The following is an 18,649-nucleotide window of genomic DNA, read 5'->3' as shown; positions in this document are numbered from 1 at the left end:
CCCGACACGGACCGTGGCCGGTTGCATTCCGGCGGCCGGTCCACGGATGCTGTCGGGCAGCACACTTCCACCGGCCGGATGTCCGCCGGCCGGAAGTGACACCGGCATGACTTCGACGCCGGGTGGTGAGGCAGGGTCTCCATGACGGATGAGGCTGTATGACGGATGAGGCTGTGGCGGGACACCCGGACGGGGAGCGAGGTCCCTCGAACCGGACGGGTCTGTACGTCGGCGCGGCGGTCGGGCTGGTTCTCTGCGCCGTCGTCGGTGCCCTCGGCGGTTATCTGCTGGCCGGTGGCGGCGGCGACCGTGATAGGCAGGCCGGGCCGCAGGGCCCGACGCCGACGCTGGAACCGTCGAGCACGCCTCCCCGGACAACGCCGAGCCGGACCCCCAGCCGCCGGCCGAGCAGCAGTGCGCCGCCGGCGGGGCAGATGGTGCTGCCCGACGTGGTCGGGAAGGACTTCGAGGAGGCCCGGGAGGAACTGCGGCGCATGGGGCTCGGCGTGCAGTTCATCTTCGGCAGGGCGGGCGACGAACGGAGCGTCGCCAGTACCAATCCCCGGGCCGGGACGGCCGTGAAGCGGGGGATCACCGTCCGGGTCACCGTGGTGGGTGCACCGCCGGACGTGGTGGTGCCCGCGCTCACCGGACACTCCTGTGACCAGGCCGCCCAGCGCCTGGTCGACGACGGCCTCTATCCGGCGTACCCGACCGGCAGGAAGGGCGAGGTACGTAGCCAGGAGCCGGCAGGTGGGACGGTGCTGCGGTGGAACGAGCGGGTGGCGCTGTACTGCTCCGACTCTCCCGGCCCGACGGTGCCGCCCTCGCCCTAGCGGCACACGCCACACTCGCCCTAGCGGCACACGCCACAGCGGAACATGCCCTGACAGGACTCGTCGTGGCGGGACCTGCCGCGACGGGCGTTGCCGGGGCCCGGACACGCCGGAGCCGCCGGACGATGGCTGCGGGGATGCCGGCCGGATAGATTTGACGCTGTTCGCCCCGGTCACATCCGCCGGCGAGAGGACAGGCCATGGCCGACGACCCGCAGCAGCCTCCGGAGGAACCGGGCACACAGGGAGAGCGGGACGGAGGCGACGAGGAGCCGCCGGCCACCGGGGAACTCCCGCCCGGCGACGCCGCCGGGCGCGCCCGCGACGACCCGACCCGGATCAACCTCCCGCACGGCGATGTCCCACCCGGTGACGCGACCCGCGACGACGCGACCCGCGACGACGCGACCCGGATCAGCGAGACCCACGGCGGCGCACCTCAGGGCGACGCCACTCGGATCGATGGGCAGCGGCAGGACGGTGCGGCAGACCGTACCCAGCCGGTTCCACCCCGGACGCCGGCCTGGTCGGGCCGGGCCGGAGTGCCTGTCCGGGGGCCGGCGCCGACCGGGCCGCCGCCGGCCGGCTGGGGCTACGGCGAGGAGGTCGACGACCGGCGCTGGTGGATGCCGATCCTGGTCGGGACCGTCGCGTTGATCCTGCTCGGCATCCTCGTCGTCGCCGGCTGGGTGATCGTCGACTCGGCCCGCCGCGACACCCCCACCCCGCCGTCCCCGGCGGTCACCAGTCCGGTCGCGCCGACCAGACCGACCACCCCGCCGCCGACCACCCCGCCGCCGACCACCGCTGTCGCGACCCCGAGCGCCACCGCGACCGCCGCCGGCCCGGTCGTGCTGCCTCCGCTCGTCGGGCTTCCGGTCGGCGAGGCGGTCGAGGCGCTGGAGCGGCTGGGGCTGGTTCCGCGGATCCAAACGCAGGTCTCCAGCCGGCCACCGGGGACCGTGCTCGACACGGATCCGTCGACCGGTACCGAGATCGAGCCGGGCGGGGAGGTGACGCTCGTGGTCGCCGCGCCGCCGGTGGCGCCGACCGGCACGTCCGGTCTCCCGGGCCCGATCCAACCCACCCCGGGCGGTTGACGGCTTGCCGGGCGTCCGGCCTGCTCAGGAGACGCGGGACGGGCTCACCAGTAGCGGCGCCTGCTGCCCACCATGACCAGCCCGACGACCGAGATGACCAGGCCGGCCAGGCCCGAGTACGCCAGCGACCGCTGATAGCCCGGCGGCGGACCGTCGGGCGCCGGCGCCGGTCCGGCCCGCTGTTCCTCGGATCCGCCCGGCCGTCGCTGCGGTACGTCGCGAGCCCACCGGGGGCCCGGGGCGTCCGGGTGTCCGGCCCGACCGGTCGGTACGGCCGGCTCGGGCGTCTCCGGAGCACCCTGTGCCGGCACTCGGTGCCAGGGGCCGAGGCGGCGGTTCGGCCAGCGACGGTCGGCCTCGGCGGAGAATGCGGAGCCGGCCGCCCCGTCAGGCTGCGTTCCGGCCCCGTCAGGCTGCGTTCCGGACCGGTCAGGTTGCGTTCCGGACCGGCCGGACAGCCGGGGTCCGAGCCCGGGCTCGGGCTGGCCGGGCCGGGGTTCGAACTCCATTCTCGCGGGCTCGGCAGGTGGCGCCGGGTTGGTAGCGGCCGGGTGCCTCAGGGACAGAGGTCGGTTGCTGCCGGCGCTACCCACGCAGCCCGGGAGGCCAACGGTGATCAGGATCAGCAGCACACTGACCCGCATGCTCCGGTACGTCGTCCGGTCCCGGTCGGAGGGGTCCTTGGCCATCGGCGGCTCCCAGGTTCGGGCGGCCCTCGACAGCGTGCGGGTTGGTCAAAGCCATGGGGTGGATGAACCCAGTCTAGGGCTGCTACCGGGAGCGGGGCCCGACGTTCGCCGAGATGCGGCTCAACCGACCCGGACGCGTGCGGCGAACGCGCTGGAGTTGGTCCGCATGGGGCGCCGGGCCTGCGGATAGTTGTGCCGTCCGGCGTTGGGTTGCAGGTGCCGCAATCCGTTGATCTGGACGAATATCGACCGCCGCTCGACAGCGTCGCCACTCGCGTTCAGTTCGTAACCGTCGAGCCAGATCCAGCCGTGGTACGTCGGCCAGTCATGCGCCCGGATCACCCGGAAGTAGATCGGTGCGGCGAACTGGACGCTCGCCGCGCGGGTCACGTGGAGTACGTCACCGGAGCGGGGAAGATGCACATCTGCTCCTGTCCGACTGGCGCCGGGGCGGGCCGGCGGAAGTGGCGGGTGGGGGGTCTGGGGAGGTCCTGGACGCGGAGGCCCGGAACTGGCGCGGACGTTCGGTGCTGGTGCCGGGGCGGCCCGGCTGGGGCGTCGGCCGGGTCGATGCGTCGTTGCATCACATCGACCCGGCCGACACCTGTCGACTCCGGGACGCGCCAGCCGCCGTAGCGGCCCTGGCATACAGCGGCGGGGGCTCTTACCCCGGAGCGGGGCTTCGTGCCGTACCGCCGGCACGACCGTCACCCCGGCCAGGCGAGAATGGGGGAGCATTGCGTCGCCTGACCGAAGGGAGACGCTGCGTAGCCCGAGCCATACGCACAGGGTGCATCAAGAACATGATCAATGCAAGTTGCAGTTTGCCCTTTGCTCCGGGATGGCGATAGCGGGCCGTCCCGCGCTTGATACCCCGCGCCGGAAGGCGGCAGACTGGAGCCGTTTCGGCAGCTGCGGCCGACAGTCTCTCGCTCCATCCGCCGCGAATGGACGCCCGCCTCGCCCGCCGGGCGACGATCCGGCGGCAATCCGACTTACCCATTGACTTACCGGAGGTGATCCGGTGACCGAGCGCCGGAGCCCGACCATCCGCCGTCGCCGGCTCGGAGCCGAGCTGCGCCAGCGCCGGGAAAAGGCCGGAGTCACGATCGAGGCCGTCGCCGAGTTGCTGGAATGCTCCGCGTCCAAGGTGTCCCGGATCGAGACTGGGCACACCACGGCCACGGTCCGCGACGTGCGGGACATGCTCGGCATCTACGGCGTGACGGGTGCCGAGTGCGACGAGCTGATCCAGATCGCCCGGGAGGCGCGGCAGAAGGGCTGGTGGCATCCGTACAGCCCGGTGCTCGCGGGCGCGTACGTCGGGCTGGAGGCGGCGGCCGCCTCGGTCCGGGCGTACGAGCAGCAGACCGTTCCGGGGCTGTTGCAGACCGAGGAGTACGCCCAGGCGATGATCCGGTCCGCCCGGCCGGACTGGGTGGCCGAGGAAGTTGACCAGCGGGTCCGTGTCCGGTTGGGTCGTCAGTCGTTACTTGACCCGGACGATCCGATCGATCTGTGGGTGGTGCTCGATGAGGCGGTGATCAGCCGGCCGGTGGGCGGCGACGCGGTCATGCGGGCCCAGTTGGAGCGGCTGGTGGAGGCCGCTGACCTACCGAACGTCACGCTCCAGGTCCTGCCGTTCGACGCCGGTGCGCACGCCGGCATGGACGGCACTTTCACCATCCTCGGCTTCCCCGAACCGGGCGACCCGGACGTGGTGTACGCCGAAAATGCCACGGGCGGGCTTTTTCTGGAGAAGCGGGATGAACTGCAAAAATACATATTTATCTTCGATCATATCCGAGCGGCAGCCCTGCGCCCGGAGGAGTCCGTCGCGCTGATTTCGAAGTTGGCAGAGGAGCCATTGTGGAAGTGGAGACAAAGGGGTACCGCGTCGACCTGAGCGGGGCAGCGTGGCACAAGAGTTCGCGTAGCGGACCCAACTGTGACAACTGCGTCGAGGTGGCCTTCGCAGGCGGCGCGATCGCCGTACGGGACTCGAAGAACCCGACCGGCCCCGCCCTGATCTTCACGCCCGACGAATGGGATGCGTTCGTCGGCGGCGCCAAGGACGGCGAATTCGACCTGGCCTGACGGTCCCGGGTCCGGCAATCAGTTCAGCGCGGTCATCTGGTCGGCGCCATGCCGGCCGGGTGGCCGCGCCTGTCGTGGTGCAGCCGGTCGGCATCCTATTCCGGTCGCCGGCGGCCGTGCGTCACCCGCCAACCCGGCCTCCCGCGCCTTCCCACCGGCCGTCGCCGGTGTGCGGCCGCGTCGTTGTACCCGATGGCGGAGTCGGTTCACCGGCCACCCGCCACAGGGGGTCCACAACCGGATGAGGCAGGGGCGAGGCGGATGACGATCGGATCGGAGAATCTGGGCAACGGTTCGGCCAAGCCGGAACGGCTCGGGAACAAGTACCGGGGCGCCCGCCGGGACACCAGCACCACCACGGAGGAATCGTCGCTCGGGACCGACCTCGGATCGCCGGAGAGCCTGCCGGCGGGCCATCTGTCCGACCTGGGCACGGGCCGCGCCTCCGACCTGGGCACGGGCCGTGCCTCCGACCTGGGCACGGGCCACGCTCCGAACCTGGGCGCGAGCCACCCCTCCGAGCTGGGCGGGATACTGCCGGCGGCGATTCCGCCGGAGCGCGTACCGACGCTTCCGTCCCTCGACATGGGCGGGTTGACCGAGCCGGTCTTTCCGCCGGCCGGCTGGCCGGACGTGCCGTCCGAGCCGCTCGTCGACCATCCACTGCTGCGCGGGCTGCTGATGGAGCTGCCGCCGAAGGGCAGCATCCCTGACTCGCTCTGGCTCGACCGTTGGTTCGAGGCCGCCCGGGCGATCCTCGAACTGCTATACGTGCAGGACGCCAGCCGTACGCGATGACCGCGACCGGACGGTGACCGCGCGTTCGACCAGGCGGCTGTGCCGCAGGGCGTGTCGTACCCCGATCATCCCGACCGTGAGCACCGTCGCAGTGAGCACCACACCGATCATGCCGGGACTGGTCAGCGGCACCAGACCGGTCGCGGTGACCAGTGCCGGCAACATGACCAGGCCGGTCACCTGCACCGGCAGGGCGATCATCGGGTGGGCGGCGCCGGCCCGCAACGCCGGCGGGGCCGGTGTTTCCGGTGCGGCGGCGAAGGCGCCGGCCCCGACCCAGAGTCGCCGCAGCCGGCGTACGGTGAACACCGCGACGACCACCGCGGGCACCGCCGGCAGCGCGAGACCCGTCGCGGTGCGGTCGGCGAGCGTCGGCGCCGTCGCGACCAGCCCGACCAGCAGCACACCGGCCAACCCGGCCAGGCCGGCGCCGACCAGCGCGAGGAGCAGGCCGGTACGACGACGCAGCGCCCGCGCGGCCGTCAGCCGGGGCATCCCCTCGACGACGAGGCCGGCCGCCAGCCAGACGGCGGCGATCGCGAGCAGGATGGCGAGATCGGTGTCCATGGGGACAAGCCTTGCCCGGTTTCCGTTCCGGCGAATCCGGGCCCGCCCCCAGCGGTGCCCGGAGAAGGCACCCGTAGGGGTACCCGGGGCTTCCCCCGACCACTCGCAGAGACGGCCATCTTTCCATGGTGATAGAAGATTCGGGATCTACTGTTTTGCAGGGCTCCTGACTTAATCTCAGCTCGATCGGTTTGTGCTGACCCGTGACTCAGGACGGGACGGGCGGTCGTGCGCCGATCGGAGGGGAGGAGGGGAGATGAGTCTCCCTCGCAGGTTCCTGGTCGTCGGAGTGTCCACTCTGGCCATGATCGCGGCGGCGGCGGTGCCGGCCGCGGCCGTACCACCGGAAGGCAGCATCCGTGGCGCGGGCAGTGCCGGCGCCATCGCCGACAGCTACATCGTGGTCTTCAAGGAGAACACGGTGGCCCGGGCAGAGGTCGCGTCGAAGGCCGGCGGCCTGGTCGGTAGGCACGGCGGCACGATGCGCCGCACCTACGGTGCCGCGCTGCGTGGCTTCGAGATCACCACGTCGGCCAGGGCCGCGCGCCGGATCGCCGCCGACCCGGCGGTGGCGTACGTCGAGCAGAACCAGACGGTCCGGATCACCGGTACCCAGCCGAACCCCCCGTCGTGGGGACTGGACCGGATCGACCAGCGGAACCTACCGCTGAACAGCTCCTACACCTACCCGAACACGGCGTCGAACGTGAACACGTACGTCATCGACACCGGCATCCGGTACAGCCACAACGACTTCGGCGGCCGGGCGGTGAGCGGGTTCGACGCCATCGACGGAGGCAGCGCCGACGACTGCCACGGCCACGGCACGCACGTCGCCGGCACGGTCGCCGGCACGTCGTACGGGGTGGCCAAGAGCGCCCGGATCTACGGCGTACGGGTGCTGAACTGCTCCGGCCAGGGCACCAACGCCCAGGTGATCGCCGGCATGGACTGGGTCACCGCGAACGCGGTGCGCCCGGCGGTGGCGAACATGAGCCTCGGCGGCGGCGCCTCCAGCGCCATCGACACCGCGGTCAACAACTCCATCAACGCCGGCATCACCTACGTCGTCGCGGCCGGCAACGGCAACGCGCTCGGCATCCGGCAGAACGCCTGCAACTACTCGCCGGCCCGGGTGCCGAACGCCATCACCGTCGGCGCCACCTCGAACACCGACGCGGCGGCGAGCTTCTCCAACTACGGCACCTGCGTCGACATCCTGGCGCCGGGTGTCGGCATCACCTCCGCCTGGTACGACAGCAACACCGCGACCAACACCATCAGCGGTACGTCGATGGCGTCGCCGCACGTGGCCGGCGCGGCGGCGATGGTGCTCTCGGCGAACCCGTCGTGGTCGCCGCAGCAGGTCCGGGACTACCTGGTCAGCAACGCCACCCCCGACGTGATCAGCAACGTCGGCACCGGCACCCCCAACCGGCTGCTCTACGTGGTCGCCGACGGCACCCCGCCGGCGAACGACTTCTCGGTCTCCGTCTCGCCGACCAGCGGCTCGACGGCGCCGGGCGGTTCGGTCACGGCGACCGTCGGCACCGCGACCACCGCCGGTGCGGCGCAGTCGGTGACGCTCTCCGCCGCCGGCCTGCCGGCGGGGGCGACCGCAACGTTCAGCCCGGCGACGGTGACCTCGGGCGGCTCGTCCACGCTCACCATCGCCACCTCGACCGGCACCGCCCCCGGGAGCTATCCGGTGACCATCACCGGCACGGGCACCGGGGTCAGCCGGAGCACCACCTACACGCTGACGGTGACCGGCGGCGGGGCCGGCTGCTCCGGCAGCAACCCCACCGACGTCTCCATCCCGGACACCAACGTCAACGTGACGAGCAGCATCACCATCTCCGGCTGCAACCGCAACGCCTCCAGCTCCGCCACCGTGGAGGTCAACATCGTGCACACCTACCGTGGTGACCTGGTCATCGACCTGATCGCCCCGGACAACAGCGCATACCGGCTGAAGAACAGCAGCATCTTCGACGGCGCGGACAACGTGAACGCGACGTACACCGTCAACCTCTCCTCCGAGGCCGCGAACGGCCTCTGGCGGCTCCAGGTGCGGGACATCTTCCGAGGCGACACCGGCTACATCAACGCCTGGTCGCTCACCCTGTGAAAGGAAGGGCCCCTTCATATCGCTTTTTGTATATGAAGGGGCCCTTCCTAACGCCTCAGAGCGTACGCAGGTGGAAACCGCCGTCCACGTCGATCACCTGGCCGGTGCTGAACGGGAGCAGGTCGGTGGCGACCGCCACGACGGCCCGGCCGACGTCCTCCGGCTGCCCCCAGCGTCGGATCGGGGTGAGACCCTGGTTGAGGATGAGGTCGTCGTAGCGGGCCTTGACCGGGCCGGTCATGTCGGTCTCGACGATGCCGGGACGGATCTCGTAGACGTTGATTCCGTGCTCGGCCAGCCGGGCGGCGTAGAGCTGGGCGGTCATCGCCAGCCCGGCCTTGGTGACGCAGTAGTCGCCCCGGTTGACGCTGGCGGTGTAGGCGCTGATCGAGGAGATGACCACGATCTTCGGCCGTGCGGTCCGGCCCTCAGCCTGCTGCGCGATCATCGTGTTGGCGACGAGCTGGATCAGGAAGTACGGCCCCTTCAGGTTGATCTCCACCAGCCGGTCGAAGGACTCCTCGCCGGCCTCCAGCAGGTCCGCACGGACGTTCGGCGCCACCCCGGCGTTGCTGACCAGCAGGTCGATCCGGCCGAAGGCCGACGTCGTCTCGTCGACCAGGCGTCGCCGGTCGTCGGGGCGGGAGACGTCGGCGCGTACCAGGTGGGGCCGGCCGCCGCGCGACTCGACCTCCTTACCTACCTGGGCCGCCGCCTCGGCGTTGCTGGCGTAGTTGACCACCAGGTCGTAGCCGGCGCCGGCCAGCGCCAGCACGACACCCCGGCCGATCCCACGCGAGCCGCCGGTGACGATCGCCACCGGACGCCCGGTCACGCCGGCACCCCCCGTCCGCTCGGCCGGGCCGCGGTGCCGCCCGGGCCGAAAAAGGTGTAGTACGGCTCGTCCCGGGCCACCCGCTGGAGATAGAGGGCCAGCTCGCGGGCGTGGTAGTCGCCCCACATGCTCGACTCGCCGTTCGGCACACGCTGCCCGGCCGGCACGTGGTCCCAGCCGTTCGGGCGGTGGTAGACCGAGTGCAGCAGCAGGCCCTGGTGCCGGGGGTCGGTGCTCAGGTAGGGCTCGCCGAAGAGGGTGTCGGCGACGGTGAGCCCGGCCTGCCAGTACCGCCGGCCCTCCTCGGTACGGCCGGCCCGGTCGAGGATGCGACCGAGCCGGAGCAGCCCCTGCGCGCCGATCGCCGCCGCCGAGGAGTCCACCGGCTCGTGTGCGTTGTACGGGTCGGCCGGCCGCTCGACGTGGTCGCCGAGCCGGACCAGCCCGGGCGCCCCGGTGTCCCAGTACGGCACCCCGTCGGCCGGGGTGGTGGCGAGGTAGAAGTCGCAGGTGGCGGTGGCGGCGCGGAGCAGCATCGCCTCGACGGCGTCGCGGCCGCCGTACGGGGCGAGTTCCTCGTCGGGCAGGACGGCGAGGAACTCCAGCTGCTCGGGGAAGCCGAGCATCGCCCAGGAGAGTCCCCGGGTCCAGGTGCTGAACGGCGAGTACCCCTGCTGGGTGCTGGGGCAGCGGTAACTGCCGTCGTTCACGTTGAAGATCGACTCGTGGGCGGTGCGCCCCGGTACGTCGTAGCTGTCCCGGCCCTCGCCGTAGTAGACGTTCCACCGGGCGGTGTTGCCGGCGTGCTCCAGCAGCCGACCGAGCAGCGAGATCCGCTCGTCCCGCTCGCCCATCAGCACGTGCCCGAGCAGGTGTGAGACGGCGAGCGCCCGGCAGGAGCGGATGGTGTCGACGAAGAGCGACTGCGGGCCGTTGAACGAGTAGATGTAGCCGGTGCCGTCCGCGGTGCTCCGCCAGCGTGCCGCCTGCACCGCGCCGGTCAGCTTGAGCGCCAGCTCGTAGAAGTCGCGTTCGGCGCGGTCGGCCGGGATCCGTCCCTCGTTCATCAGCCGCCACAGGTTCCCGTACGTGCTGACGTTGTTGAACCCGTGGTCGTGTACGCCGATGTGGCTGACGTGGCTGGCCATCACCGCGACGGTCTGCTCCCGCCCGGTGTCGAGGAACCGCCGCTCGTCGGTGGCGTCGAACTGGAGCAGCGCGGAGCCGTACTGGAAGCCCTGGGTCCACTCGGTCCAGCCCCGCGCGGTGTACTGCCCGTCGACGGTGAAGACCGGCGAGGCGGTGTCGGGCGGGCAGCTCTTCTCGATCGAGTCGATCTTCTGGGCGGACGCCTCCCAGAGCCGGTCGATCTTCGGTAACAGCGCGGACGGGGTCAGCCCCTGGTCGATCCTCATCGGCACAGCATAGGAAAGCGCTATCCCGCTGCGCCAGGGCGGACTCGGCCCGCGTACCGGGCCGCCGCTTCGGTGGGCTCAGACGGCGAAGCTGGCCGGCCGCTCGGTCGCCGGGGTGGGCGGCTTCGGCCGCCAGACGCCGAGCCGCTGGGCGGTCAGCCGGGCCACGTACGCCGGGTTGAGCACCATGTAGCGGTGAAAGAGCCGCCTCGGCTCCAGCCCGAACCGCCAGAGCCACTCCAGGCCGACCCGCTGCATCCACGGCGGCGGCTTGCGGAGCAGGCCGGCGTGGTAGTCGAAGGCCGCCCCGACCGCCATCAGCGGCATGTCGAGCAGCGGCCGCATGGCGTACGCGAAGACCTCCTGCCGGGGGCAGCCGAGCCCCACCAGGACGAGCCGGGCCCCGGAGTTCCGGATCCGGTCGGCGATCTCGGCGTCCTCGCCGACGTGGACGGCCCGGAACTTCGACGACTCCATTCCGGCGATCTTCAGGGCCGGGAACATCCGCTCCAGCTCGGGGACCAGCCGGGCGAGCGTCTCGTCGGTCGACCCGTAGAGGTAGACCGGCATCCCCTCGTCGGCGAAGCGGGCCAGCACGCTCAGCGTCAGGTCCGGGCCGTAGACCCGCTCGGCGAGCCCGGCGTGGTGCAGCAGGTTGAGCGCCCACCGGACGGGCTGCCCGTCCGGGGTGACCACGTCGAAGGCGTTGAGCCGGGCGTTGTGCGCCGGGTCGAGAACCCCGGTCATCACCCCGTGTACGGCCAGCGCCGTCAGCGCCAGCGGCCGGCGCTCACGCCCGGCGGCCACCACCTGCTCGGTTGCGGCCTCGTAGTCGACGGCGTCGACCAGGACGCCGAGGACGTTCCGCTTTCCCCGCGAGATCACGCCTTCTCCCTGCCGTTCCCGCTCACGATTGGGGCACCCACTTGTCGACGTTGGCGGCGTAGATCTCCTGGAGGATCATCGGCACGTCGTAGATCTGCTTCCAGTCGGGATAGTCGCGCTGGAAGGCGGCGTTGGAGCCGATCCACCACTGGTGGTCGCCGACCCGGTTCGCCTCGCGGTACTCGGTGATCATCTCCCGGCCGCTGATCTGCTCGGCCAGCGCGAACGCCTCCAGGTGGGAGCAGTTCGAGTGCCGCCCGCCGCCGAGGTTGTAGACCGCCGCCGAGCGGGGCGCGCGGAAGAACGCCTCGAAGGCGGCGACCACGTCGTGGCTGTGGATCGCGTCCCGGACCATCTTGCCCTTGTAGCCGAAGATCTTGTATGTCCGCCGCTCCATGTTGCAGCGCATCACGTAGCCGAGGAAGCCGTGCAGCTCGGTCGCGGAGTGCGCCGGCCCGGTCAGCGTGCCGCCCCGGAAACAGGCGGTCTTCATGCCGAAGTAGCGGCCGTATTCCTGGACCATCACGTCAGCGGCGACCTTGGAGGCGCCGAAGACCGAGTGCATCGAGGCGTCGATCGACATGTCCTCCTTGATGCCCTCGTAGTAGGGATGGTCGGTCGCCAGCTCCCAGCGGGTCTCCTGCTCGACCAGCGGGAGGCTGTTGGGCCGGTCGCCGTAGACCTTGTTGGTGGAGCAGTGGATGACCGGCGCCTCGATGCAGTGTTCGCGCACGTTCTGTAGAACGTTGAGCGTGCCGCCCGCGTTCACGTCGAAGTCGGTGAACGGGTCGCGAAGGGCCCAGTCGTGCGACGGCTGCGCGGCGGTGTGGATCACCACGCCGATGTCGCGGCCGTAGCGCCGGAAGATCGTCGCCAGCGCGTCCCGGTCGCGGATGTCGACGTCGTGATGCGTGTACGCGGCACCCAGGTCACTGGTGAGCCGCAGCACGTTCCAGGCGGTCGATGCCTCCGCGCCGAAGAACTGCCGGCGCATGTCGTTGTCGATGCCGACGACGTCCAGGCCGAGCCCGGCGAAGTGCCGGACCGCCTCGGAGCCGATCAGACCGCCGGATCCGGTCACCAACGCGACTGTCACACGTCACTCCTGGGGTCGCCCTCGGGGTCAAAACTCCCGGAGCATAGCGCGGAGGCGCCTTTGCCCCGATATGAACGAGGGGCCCCGTGTCACCACGGAGCCCCTCGAAGCGGTGGGGAAGGGGGGAGTTGAACCCCCACGCCCTTTCGGGCACACGGACCTGAACCGTGCGCGTCTGCCATTCCGCCACTTCCCCGTGCGAGGTGTGACCCGCGTCGCCCCGGTGCCTCTTCCGTTGAGAGGCCGGGCCAACCGGCTCATCCCCCGAGCGCGCCACAGGACGATAACAATCCTGCCCGGAGCCCGCTCTTCGGCATGTGCCGGGACATACTACGCTGTCCCTGTTGCCGCCGCAGGCGTTGCCGCCCGCAGCGGATGGAAGAGTAGCACGACTATCCCGGCCACTGAGGAGAGGCCGGTGCAGGGCGGCCGAGCGGCGTGCGAGCCGCACGTGCGGCGGCCGGATACCATCATGTCCTCGGAACCCGAGGAGGAGCCGGTGAGCGTGCTGCAACGCTTTGAGAAGCGTCTGGAGGGCCTGGTCGAGGGGGCCTTCGCAAAGGTGTTCAAGGGGGTCGTGCACCCCGTCGAGATCCTCAACGCGATGCAGCGGGAGGCAGAGGCGCACAAGGCGATCCTCGCTGGCGGGCGCACTCTGGTGCCGAACCGCTACGTGATCGATCTCTCGCCGTACGACCACAGTCGGCTGGCGCCGTACGCCGCCGCGCTGGCCCAGGAGCTGGCCCAGTCGCAGGCGGAGTTCATCGGCGAGCAGGCGTGGACGGTCTACGGCGACGTGATCGTCGAGATCGAGCGCGGGGACGGCCTCGACACGGGGATGTTCCGGGTCACCGCCGAGGTCTACACGGGCGGCGACGTGGCGCCGGTGCACCAGTCACCCTACGACCAGCAGGGTGGCTACCCGCCGTACGACCAGGGTGGCGGCTACGCACCGCCCGGGCACGGGGCGGGTGGCCGCAACATCCGGCTCGTCTCCGGTGACGGCCGCACCTATCCGCTGCAGATGGGCTCGACCGTGATCGGCCGGGGCGACCAGGCGAACCTGCGGCTGCCGGACGTCGGCATCTCCCGCCGACACGCCCGGCTAGACTTCGACGGCGCCCAGGTGGTGCTGACCGACCTCGGGTCGACCAACGGCACCATGGTCAACGGCCAGCGGGTCTCCGCCGTGGCGCTCAACCCGGGCGACATGATCCAGCTCGGCACGACCACCCTGACCTTCCGCGTGGACGGCTAATCACCTTGCCCCCATTCGTCATCACCGTTGCCCGGATCGGGTTCATCGTCCTGCTGTGGATCTTCGTCTTCACGGTGGTCGGGGTGATCCGTCGGGACCTGTTCGCCGGCGCGAGGTCCAGCCGCCTCGTCGCCGCGCCACGCGGGGTGGGGGCGGCGCTCGGGCAGCAGAAGCCGGCGAAGGTCAAACGGGGCCGGGCCGCCCACCAACTGGTCGTCACCGCAGGCCAGCTCGCAGGCACCCGGATAACGCTCGGCGAAGCACAGATCACCATCGGCCGGGCGGAGGACTCGACCCTGGTGATCACCGACGACTACGCCTCGGCCCGGCACGCCCGGCTCGTGCCCCGCAACGGGCAGTGGTTCGTCGAAGATCTCGGTTCGACTAACGGGACCTACCTCGATCGCGCTAAGGTCACCGGACCTACCCCCGTCCCCCTCGGCGTGCCGATCCGGATCGGCCGCACCTCTCTCGAATTACGGCCATGACTCTGACCCTGCGTTACGCGGCGCACAGCGACCGCGGGCTGATCCGAGACGGCAACCAGGATTCCGTCTATGCCGGGCCACGGCTACTCGCCGTGGCCGACGGCATGGGCGGGATGGCCGCCGGTGACGTAGCCAGCAACATCGTCATCGGTGCCATGGCCCCGCTCGACGAGGACGTCCCCGGTGACGCCCTCGTCGACGCGCTGCGTTCGGCCGTGGACACCGCCAACCAACAACTGCGCGACACGGTCGACGCCAACCCGCATCTGGAGGGGATGGGCACCACCCTGACCGCGCTGCTCTTCTCGGGCAGCAAGATCGGCATGGTGCACATCGGCGACTCCCGTGCCTACCTGCTCCGCGACGGTGAGTTCGCCCAGATCACCAAGGACGACACCTACGTCCAGATGCTGGTCGACGAGGGCCGGATCAGCCTGGAGGAGGCCAGCAGCCACCCGCAGCGGTCGCTGCTGACCAGGGCGCTGGACGGTCGCGACATCGACCCCGAATACTCCGTCCGGCAGGTGCTTCCCGGCGACCGCTACCTGATCTGCAGCGACGGGCTCTCCGGCGTGGTGAGCGCGGAGACCATCGCCGACGCGATGCGCGACATCAAGGACCCGCAGGCCTGCGTCGAGCGGCTGGTGCAACTCGCCCTGCGCGGCGGCGGCCCGGACAACATCACCGTGATCATCGCGGACGCCAGCGACCAGGACATCCTGGAGGCGGCCCCGATAGTCGGCGGTGCGGCGTCCCGGGACCGGGGCATGGCGACCTCGGCCGACGACTCGACGCCGGCCGCGCGGGCCTCGGCGCTCTCCCCGCCGCGTCCGGCCAGCCCGGAGCCGGCCGAGTCGGAACCGGTAGGTGACGACGACGCCGAGCGTCCCCGCCGCCGGCCGCTGCGTACGGCGGTGCTGGTCGTGGCCCTGATCGGGGTGGTCGGCGCCGGCCTCTGGTTTGGCTGGGACTACACCCAGCGGCAGTACTACGTCGGTGCGACCGACGACGGCCAGCTCGCGGTCTTCCAGGGCATCCCGGGCCGGATCGCCGGGCTCGACCTCTCCAACGTGCACGAGACCAGCGCGACGAAGCTGGAGGACCTGACCGCCGCGGCCCAGGAGCAGGTGAAGCAGGGCATCCAGGCCGAGGACGAACCCGACGCGGTCCGCCGGCTCGCCGAGCTGACGAACGAGGACCCGGACAACCCAAATCTGAAGCCACTCTGCCCACCGACCCCCACGCTGGGCGCCGTCACCCCCACCCCGAGCCTTCCCCCGACCCCGTCCCTCCCGACTCCCACCCCCGGCCTGACCGTGTCGGCGACCGCCACCCCGGCGGGCACGCCCGACGCGCCACCGTCCGACCCGATCCCGCCGGTCACCGACCCTGCGGGCTGCCGGTCGATCGAGTGAGCGTCAGCTCCGACGAGCCGAGGGAAATCACGTGACCGCCCCGCCTGGATCGGCAGCGACGCCCGCACCAACGGGCGAGCTGCCGCGTGTCCGCGTCGCCGCCCGGTCCAGGCGGAATGCCGAGCTGGCCCTGCTGCTGCTCGCCATGGGCGTCTCGGCGGCGTACGCGGCGACGGTCGAGGCGACCCTGCTCGACCGGGTGACGCTGGACTTCTGGGTGCCGACGGCCTGCCTGACCGGTGTCTTCGTGGCGATCCACGTGGTGATCCGCTTCCTGGCGCCGTACGCCGACCCGGTGCTGGTGCCGGCGGTCGCCCTGATCAACGGGCTCGGCGTCGGCTTCCTCCGCCGGCTCGACCTGGCCCGGGCCGCACCCGACGAGCGGGTCGACTTCGCGATCTTCTCCGGCACCGGAGGGCGGCAACTCGCCTGGACCCTGCTCTCGGTGATCCTCGCGGCCGGACTGCTGGTCCTGGTACGCGACCACCGGGCGATCTCCCGGTACGCGTACACCCTCGGCCTGGCCGGCATCGTGCTGGTGATCATCCCGACGGTGCTGCCGGCCCGCTACTCGCAGGTCAACCCCCAATCGGACGCCAAGCTCTGGATCAGCGTCGGCGGGTTCACGATCCAGCCGGGCGAGTTCGCCAAGCTGATGCTGCTGGTCTTCTTCGCCTACTACCTGGTGCGCAAGCGCGAGGTGCTCTCGCTGGCCAGCCGGCGCATCCTCGGCGTCGACTTCCCGCGCGGCCGGGACCTCGGGCCGGTCGTCGTGGTCTGGCTGGTCAGCCTCGGCGTCCTCGTCTTCCAGAAGGACCTCGGCACCTCGCTGCTCTACTTCGGCATGTTCGTGGTCACCCTCTACATCGCCACCGAGCGGGTCAGCTGGCTGATCATCGGTCTCTTCCTCTTCTTCGGCGGCGCCTTCACGGCGTACTTCCTCGGCAGCACCGTCGGCGGACCGTTCGCGAACTTCTACACCCGGGTCGAGATCTGGCTCGACCCGTACGGCGACCCCTACGGCGCCGGCTGGCAGCCGCTGCAGGGACTGCTGGGCCTCGGCACCGGTGGGCTCTTCGGGACCGGGCCGGGCGGTGGGCAGCCGACCGAGATCCCCGAGGTGCACAACGACTTCATCTTCGCCGGGATGGGTGAGGAGATCGGCCTCTTCGGGCTCTCCGCCCTGCTGGTGGTCTACCTGCTGATCATCGAGCGGGGGCTGCGCGCCGCACTGGCCGTCCGGGACTCGTTCGGCAAGCTGCTCGCCGGCGGGCTCTCCTTCACGCTCTGCCTCCAGCTCTTCGTCATCATCGGCGGGATCAGCAGCCTGATCCCGCTCACCGGCCAGACCACCCCGTTCCTCTCCGCCGGTGGTTCGTCGCTGATGGCGAACTGGCTGCTGGTCGCGGCCCTGCTCCGGATCTCCGACGCCGCCCGTCGACCGGTCGACGCCACATCACAGGCCCGGCCGGGCGGGGTGCCCGCGGGGCCGCCGGTCCAGTTGCACGGCGCGACAACGGAGGTGATCAGGCCGTGAACGCACCGCTGCGCCGGGTGGGCATCGTCGTGATGGTGCTTTTCGGCCTGCTCTTCGTCAACCTCAACTGGGTGCAGGCCTACAAGGCCGACGAATACCGCACCAGCGACTACAACGGCCGGGTCCAGGTCGCGGAATACGAGCGCAAGCGCGGCATCATCGAGGCCGGCGGCACCCCGCTGGCGAGCAGCCGGGAGACCGGCGGCAAGCTCAAGTTCCTGCGCACCTATCCCAAGGACGAACTCTACGCGCACGTTATCGGCTACAAGCCGGTCAACATGGCCGCCACCGGCATCGAGAAGAGCGAGAACGAGTTCCTCGCCGGCACCAGCGACCAGCTCTTCGGCGACCGGGTGCGGGACCTCTTCACCGGCAACCAGACCGCCGGCGGGAACATCCTGCTCACCCTCTCGCCACGGGCACAGGAGACGGCGTACCGGGAGCTGACCGAGAACCGCAAGGGCGTCACCAAGGGCGCGGCGGTGGCGCTCGACCCGACGACCGGGGCGGTCCAGGCGCTGGTCTCGATGCCGAGCTTCGACCCGAACCCGCTCGCCGACCACGACACCGAGCAGGCCCAGGCCGCGTACGACAAGCTGGACGCCGACGAGGACGGGCCACTGAAGAACCGGGCCCTCGCCGAGACCTTCCCGCCCGGCTCCACCTTCAAGGTCATCACCTCGGCCGCCGCCCTGGAGAACGGCTACACCCCGGAGACCCGGATCCCGGCCGGATCGAGCTACCTGCCGCCGACCGCCGGCTCCCCGATCCGCAACGCGGCGTCGAGCATCTGCCCCGAGGCCCAGGTGACGCTGACCGAGGCGCTCACCGAGTCCTGCAACACCGGCTTCGCCCAGCTCGGCGTCAAGCTGACCGCCGAGACTCTCAAGGCGGAGGCCCGGCAGTTCGGCTTCGAGGACGACGAGCTGACCGTGGGTCGGCTGAACGACGGCGGCCAGAAGGTCGCGGCGAGCCGTACCGGTGAGATGACCGCGCCCGGCGGCAACGACGACCCGCCGCAGGTGGCGCAGTCCTCGATCGGCCAGAACAACGTCCGGATGACGCCGTTGCAGGGCGCGCTGGTCGCCGCCGCGGTGGCCAACGACGGGCGGCAGATGCGGCCCTACCTGGTGCAGCAGCAGCTCGGCCCGGACCGCACCACCGACTACTACACGGCGGTGCCGCGACAGCTCCGCGAGCCGGTCAGCGCCGAGGTCGCCCGGCAGCTCCAGGAGATGATGGTCAGCGTGGTGCAGAACGGCACCGGCACCAACGCGAGGATCAGCGGCTACCGGGTCGGCGGCAAGACCGGCACCGCCGAGACCGGCGGCAACAGCGACGACCACGGCTGGTTCATCGGCTTCGCGATCAACGACGACGGCAAACCGGTCTCGGCGGTCTGCGTCTTCCTCGAGGCCGCCGGCTCGGGCGGCAGCGCCGAGGCGGCCCGGATCAGCCAGCAGATCATGCGGGCGGTCATCGCCGACCGGGGAGGCCGCTGA

The 18,649-nt window shown here is 71.0% G+C and carries 18 protein-coding genes and 1 tRNA gene; 11 read left to right on the top strand and 8 right to left on the bottom strand.

What is annotated here, in order from left to right:
- The first annotated feature begins 158 nt into the window (after positions 1–158).
- Both ACN28C_RS05215 and ACN28C_RS05210 read left to right on the top strand, forming a co-directional pair.
- The gene (locus tag ACN28C_RS05215) at positions 159–836 is read left to right on the top strand and encodes a PASTA domain-containing protein (RefSeq protein WP_422772437.1); all 678 of its coding nucleotides are present in this window, start codon (positions 159–161) and stop codon (positions 834–836) included.
- 200 nt (positions 837–1,036) lie between these two features.
- Positions 1,037–1,936: a PASTA domain-containing protein gene (locus ACN28C_RS05210; protein WP_422772436.1), complete on the top strand. Its 900-nt coding sequence runs from the start codon at positions 1,037–1,039 to the stop codon at positions 1,934–1,936.
- 44 nt (positions 1,937–1,980) lie between these two features.
- Here the strand turns inward: ACN28C_RS05210 and ACN28C_RS05205 are convergent, their stop codons facing one another.
- The gene (locus tag ACN28C_RS05205) at positions 1,981–2,247 is read right to left on the bottom strand and encodes a hypothetical protein (protein WP_422772435.1); all 267 of its coding nucleotides are present in this window, start codon (positions 2,245–2,247) and stop codon (positions 1,981–1,983) included.
- Positions 2,248–2,745: 498 nt separating this feature from the next.
- On the bottom strand, positions 2,746–3,048 hold the full coding sequence (locus tag ACN28C_RS05200; protein WP_422772434.1) for a hypothetical protein: 303 nt from the start codon (positions 3,046–3,048) through the stop codon (positions 2,746–2,748).
- Positions 3,049–3,649: 601 nt separating this feature from the next.
- On the opposite strand from ACN28C_RS05200, the gene ACN28C_RS05195 reads away from it, so the two are divergent.
- From ACN28C_RS05195 to ACN28C_RS05185, 3 genes are all read left to right on the top strand, one after another.
- Positions 3,650–4,531 carry a helix-turn-helix domain-containing protein gene (locus tag ACN28C_RS05195; RefSeq protein ID WP_421496319.1) on the top strand — a complete coding sequence of 294 codons (882 nt, stop codon included), beginning with the start codon at positions 3,650–3,652 and terminating at the stop codon, positions 4,529–4,531.
- Positions 4,501–4,722 (top strand): DUF397 domain-containing protein, encoded by a 222-nt coding sequence (locus ACN28C_RS05190; RefSeq protein ID WP_422774530.1) that lies wholly within the window; start codon positions 4,501–4,503, stop codon positions 4,720–4,722. The genes ACN28C_RS05195 and ACN28C_RS05190 overlap by 31 nt, the downstream gene beginning before the upstream one ends.
- Before the next feature lie 261 nt (positions 4,723–4,983).
- Positions 4,984–5,520, top strand: a complete 537-nt coding sequence (locus ACN28C_RS05185; RefSeq protein WP_422772433.1) for a hypothetical protein — start codon at positions 4,984–4,986, stop codon at positions 5,518–5,520.
- Here ACN28C_RS05185 and ACN28C_RS05180 read toward each other — a convergent pair.
- Complete coding sequence (locus ACN28C_RS05180) at positions 5,488–6,087, bottom strand: hypothetical protein (protein ID WP_422772432.1); 600 nt, start codon at positions 6,085–6,087, stop codon at positions 5,488–5,490. The two genes, ACN28C_RS05185 and ACN28C_RS05180, sit on opposite strands and share 33 nt — an antisense overlap.
- Positions 6,088–6,343: 256 nt before the next feature.
- Here ACN28C_RS05180 and ACN28C_RS05175 point away from each other — a divergent pair, with 256 nt between their 5' ends.
- The gene (locus ACN28C_RS05175; protein ID WP_422772431.1) at positions 6,344–8,218 is read left to right on the top strand and encodes a S8 family peptidase; all 1,875 of its coding nucleotides are present in this window, start codon (positions 6,344–6,346) and stop codon (positions 8,216–8,218) included.
- A 55-nt stretch (positions 8,219–8,273) separates the two neighbouring features.
- Here ACN28C_RS05175 and ACN28C_RS05170 read toward each other — a convergent pair whose 3' ends face one another.
- From ACN28C_RS05170 to ACN28C_RS05150, 5 genes are all read right to left on the bottom strand, one after another.
- Positions 8,274–9,053, bottom strand: coding sequence for a 3-ketoacyl-ACP reductase (locus ACN28C_RS05170; RefSeq protein ID WP_422772430.1), 780 nt, complete (start codon positions 9,051–9,053; stop codon positions 8,274–8,276).
- A complete protein-coding gene (locus ACN28C_RS05165; protein WP_422772429.1) occupies positions 9,050–10,468 on the bottom strand; it encodes a hypothetical protein in 1,419 nt (472 codons plus the stop codon). Before ACN28C_RS05165 ends, ACN28C_RS05170 begins: the two co-directional genes overlap by 4 nt.
- A gap of 78 nt (positions 10,469–10,546) precedes the next feature.
- On the bottom strand, positions 10,547–11,353 hold the full coding sequence (locus tag ACN28C_RS05160; RefSeq protein ID WP_422772428.1) for a WecB/TagA/CpsF family glycosyltransferase: 807 nt from the start codon (positions 11,351–11,353) through the stop codon (positions 10,547–10,549).
- 22 nt (positions 11,354–11,375) lie between these two features.
- A complete protein-coding gene (locus ACN28C_RS05155; protein WP_422772427.1) occupies positions 11,376–12,449 on the bottom strand; it encodes an NAD-dependent epimerase/dehydratase family protein in 1,074 nt (357 codons plus the stop codon).
- A 113-nt stretch (positions 12,450–12,562) separates the two neighbouring features.
- Positions 12,563–12,645: transfer RNA gene (locus tag ACN28C_RS05150), tRNA-Leu, on the bottom strand.
- Between the two features lie 276 nt (positions 12,646–12,921).
- On the opposite strand from ACN28C_RS05150, the gene ACN28C_RS05145 reads away from it, so the two are divergent.
- The 5 genes from ACN28C_RS05145 to ACN28C_RS05125 all read left to right on the top strand — a co-directional run bounded on the left by ACN28C_RS05145 (position 12,922) and on the right by ACN28C_RS05125 (position 18,649).
- On the top strand, positions 12,922–13,707 hold the full coding sequence (locus tag ACN28C_RS05145) for an FhaA domain-containing protein (protein ID WP_422772426.1): 786 nt from the start codon (positions 12,922–12,924) through the stop codon (positions 13,705–13,707).
- A gap of 5 nt (positions 13,708–13,712) precedes the next feature.
- Positions 13,713–14,195 carry an FHA domain-containing protein FhaB/FipA gene (locus ACN28C_RS05140; RefSeq protein ID WP_422772425.1) on the top strand — a complete coding sequence of 161 codons (483 nt, stop codon included), beginning with the start codon at positions 13,713–13,715 and terminating at the stop codon, positions 14,193–14,195.
- Positions 14,192–15,610 carry a PP2C family protein-serine/threonine phosphatase gene (locus tag ACN28C_RS05135; protein ID WP_422772424.1) on the top strand — a complete coding sequence of 473 codons (1,419 nt, stop codon included), beginning with the start codon at positions 14,192–14,194 and terminating at the stop codon, positions 15,608–15,610. Before ACN28C_RS05140 ends, ACN28C_RS05135 begins: the two co-directional genes overlap by 4 nt.
- 145 nt (positions 15,611–15,755) lie before the next feature.
- Positions 15,756–17,147: an FtsW/RodA/SpoVE family cell cycle protein gene (locus ACN28C_RS05130; RefSeq protein ID WP_422774529.1), complete on the top strand. Its 1,392-nt coding sequence runs from the start codon at positions 15,756–15,758 to the stop codon at positions 17,145–17,147.
- Complete coding sequence (locus ACN28C_RS05125; protein WP_422772423.1) at positions 17,144–18,649, top strand: peptidoglycan D,D-transpeptidase FtsI family protein; 1,506 nt, start codon at positions 17,144–17,146, stop codon at positions 18,647–18,649. Before ACN28C_RS05130 ends, ACN28C_RS05125 begins: the two co-directional genes overlap by 4 nt.

Source organism: Plantactinospora sp. WMMC1484 (genome assembly GCF_049315195.1).
Lineage (GTDB): Bacteria > Actinomycetota > Actinomycetes > Mycobacteriales > Micromonosporaceae > Plantactinospora.
This window is presented reverse-complemented; position numbering and strand designations above follow the sequence as displayed.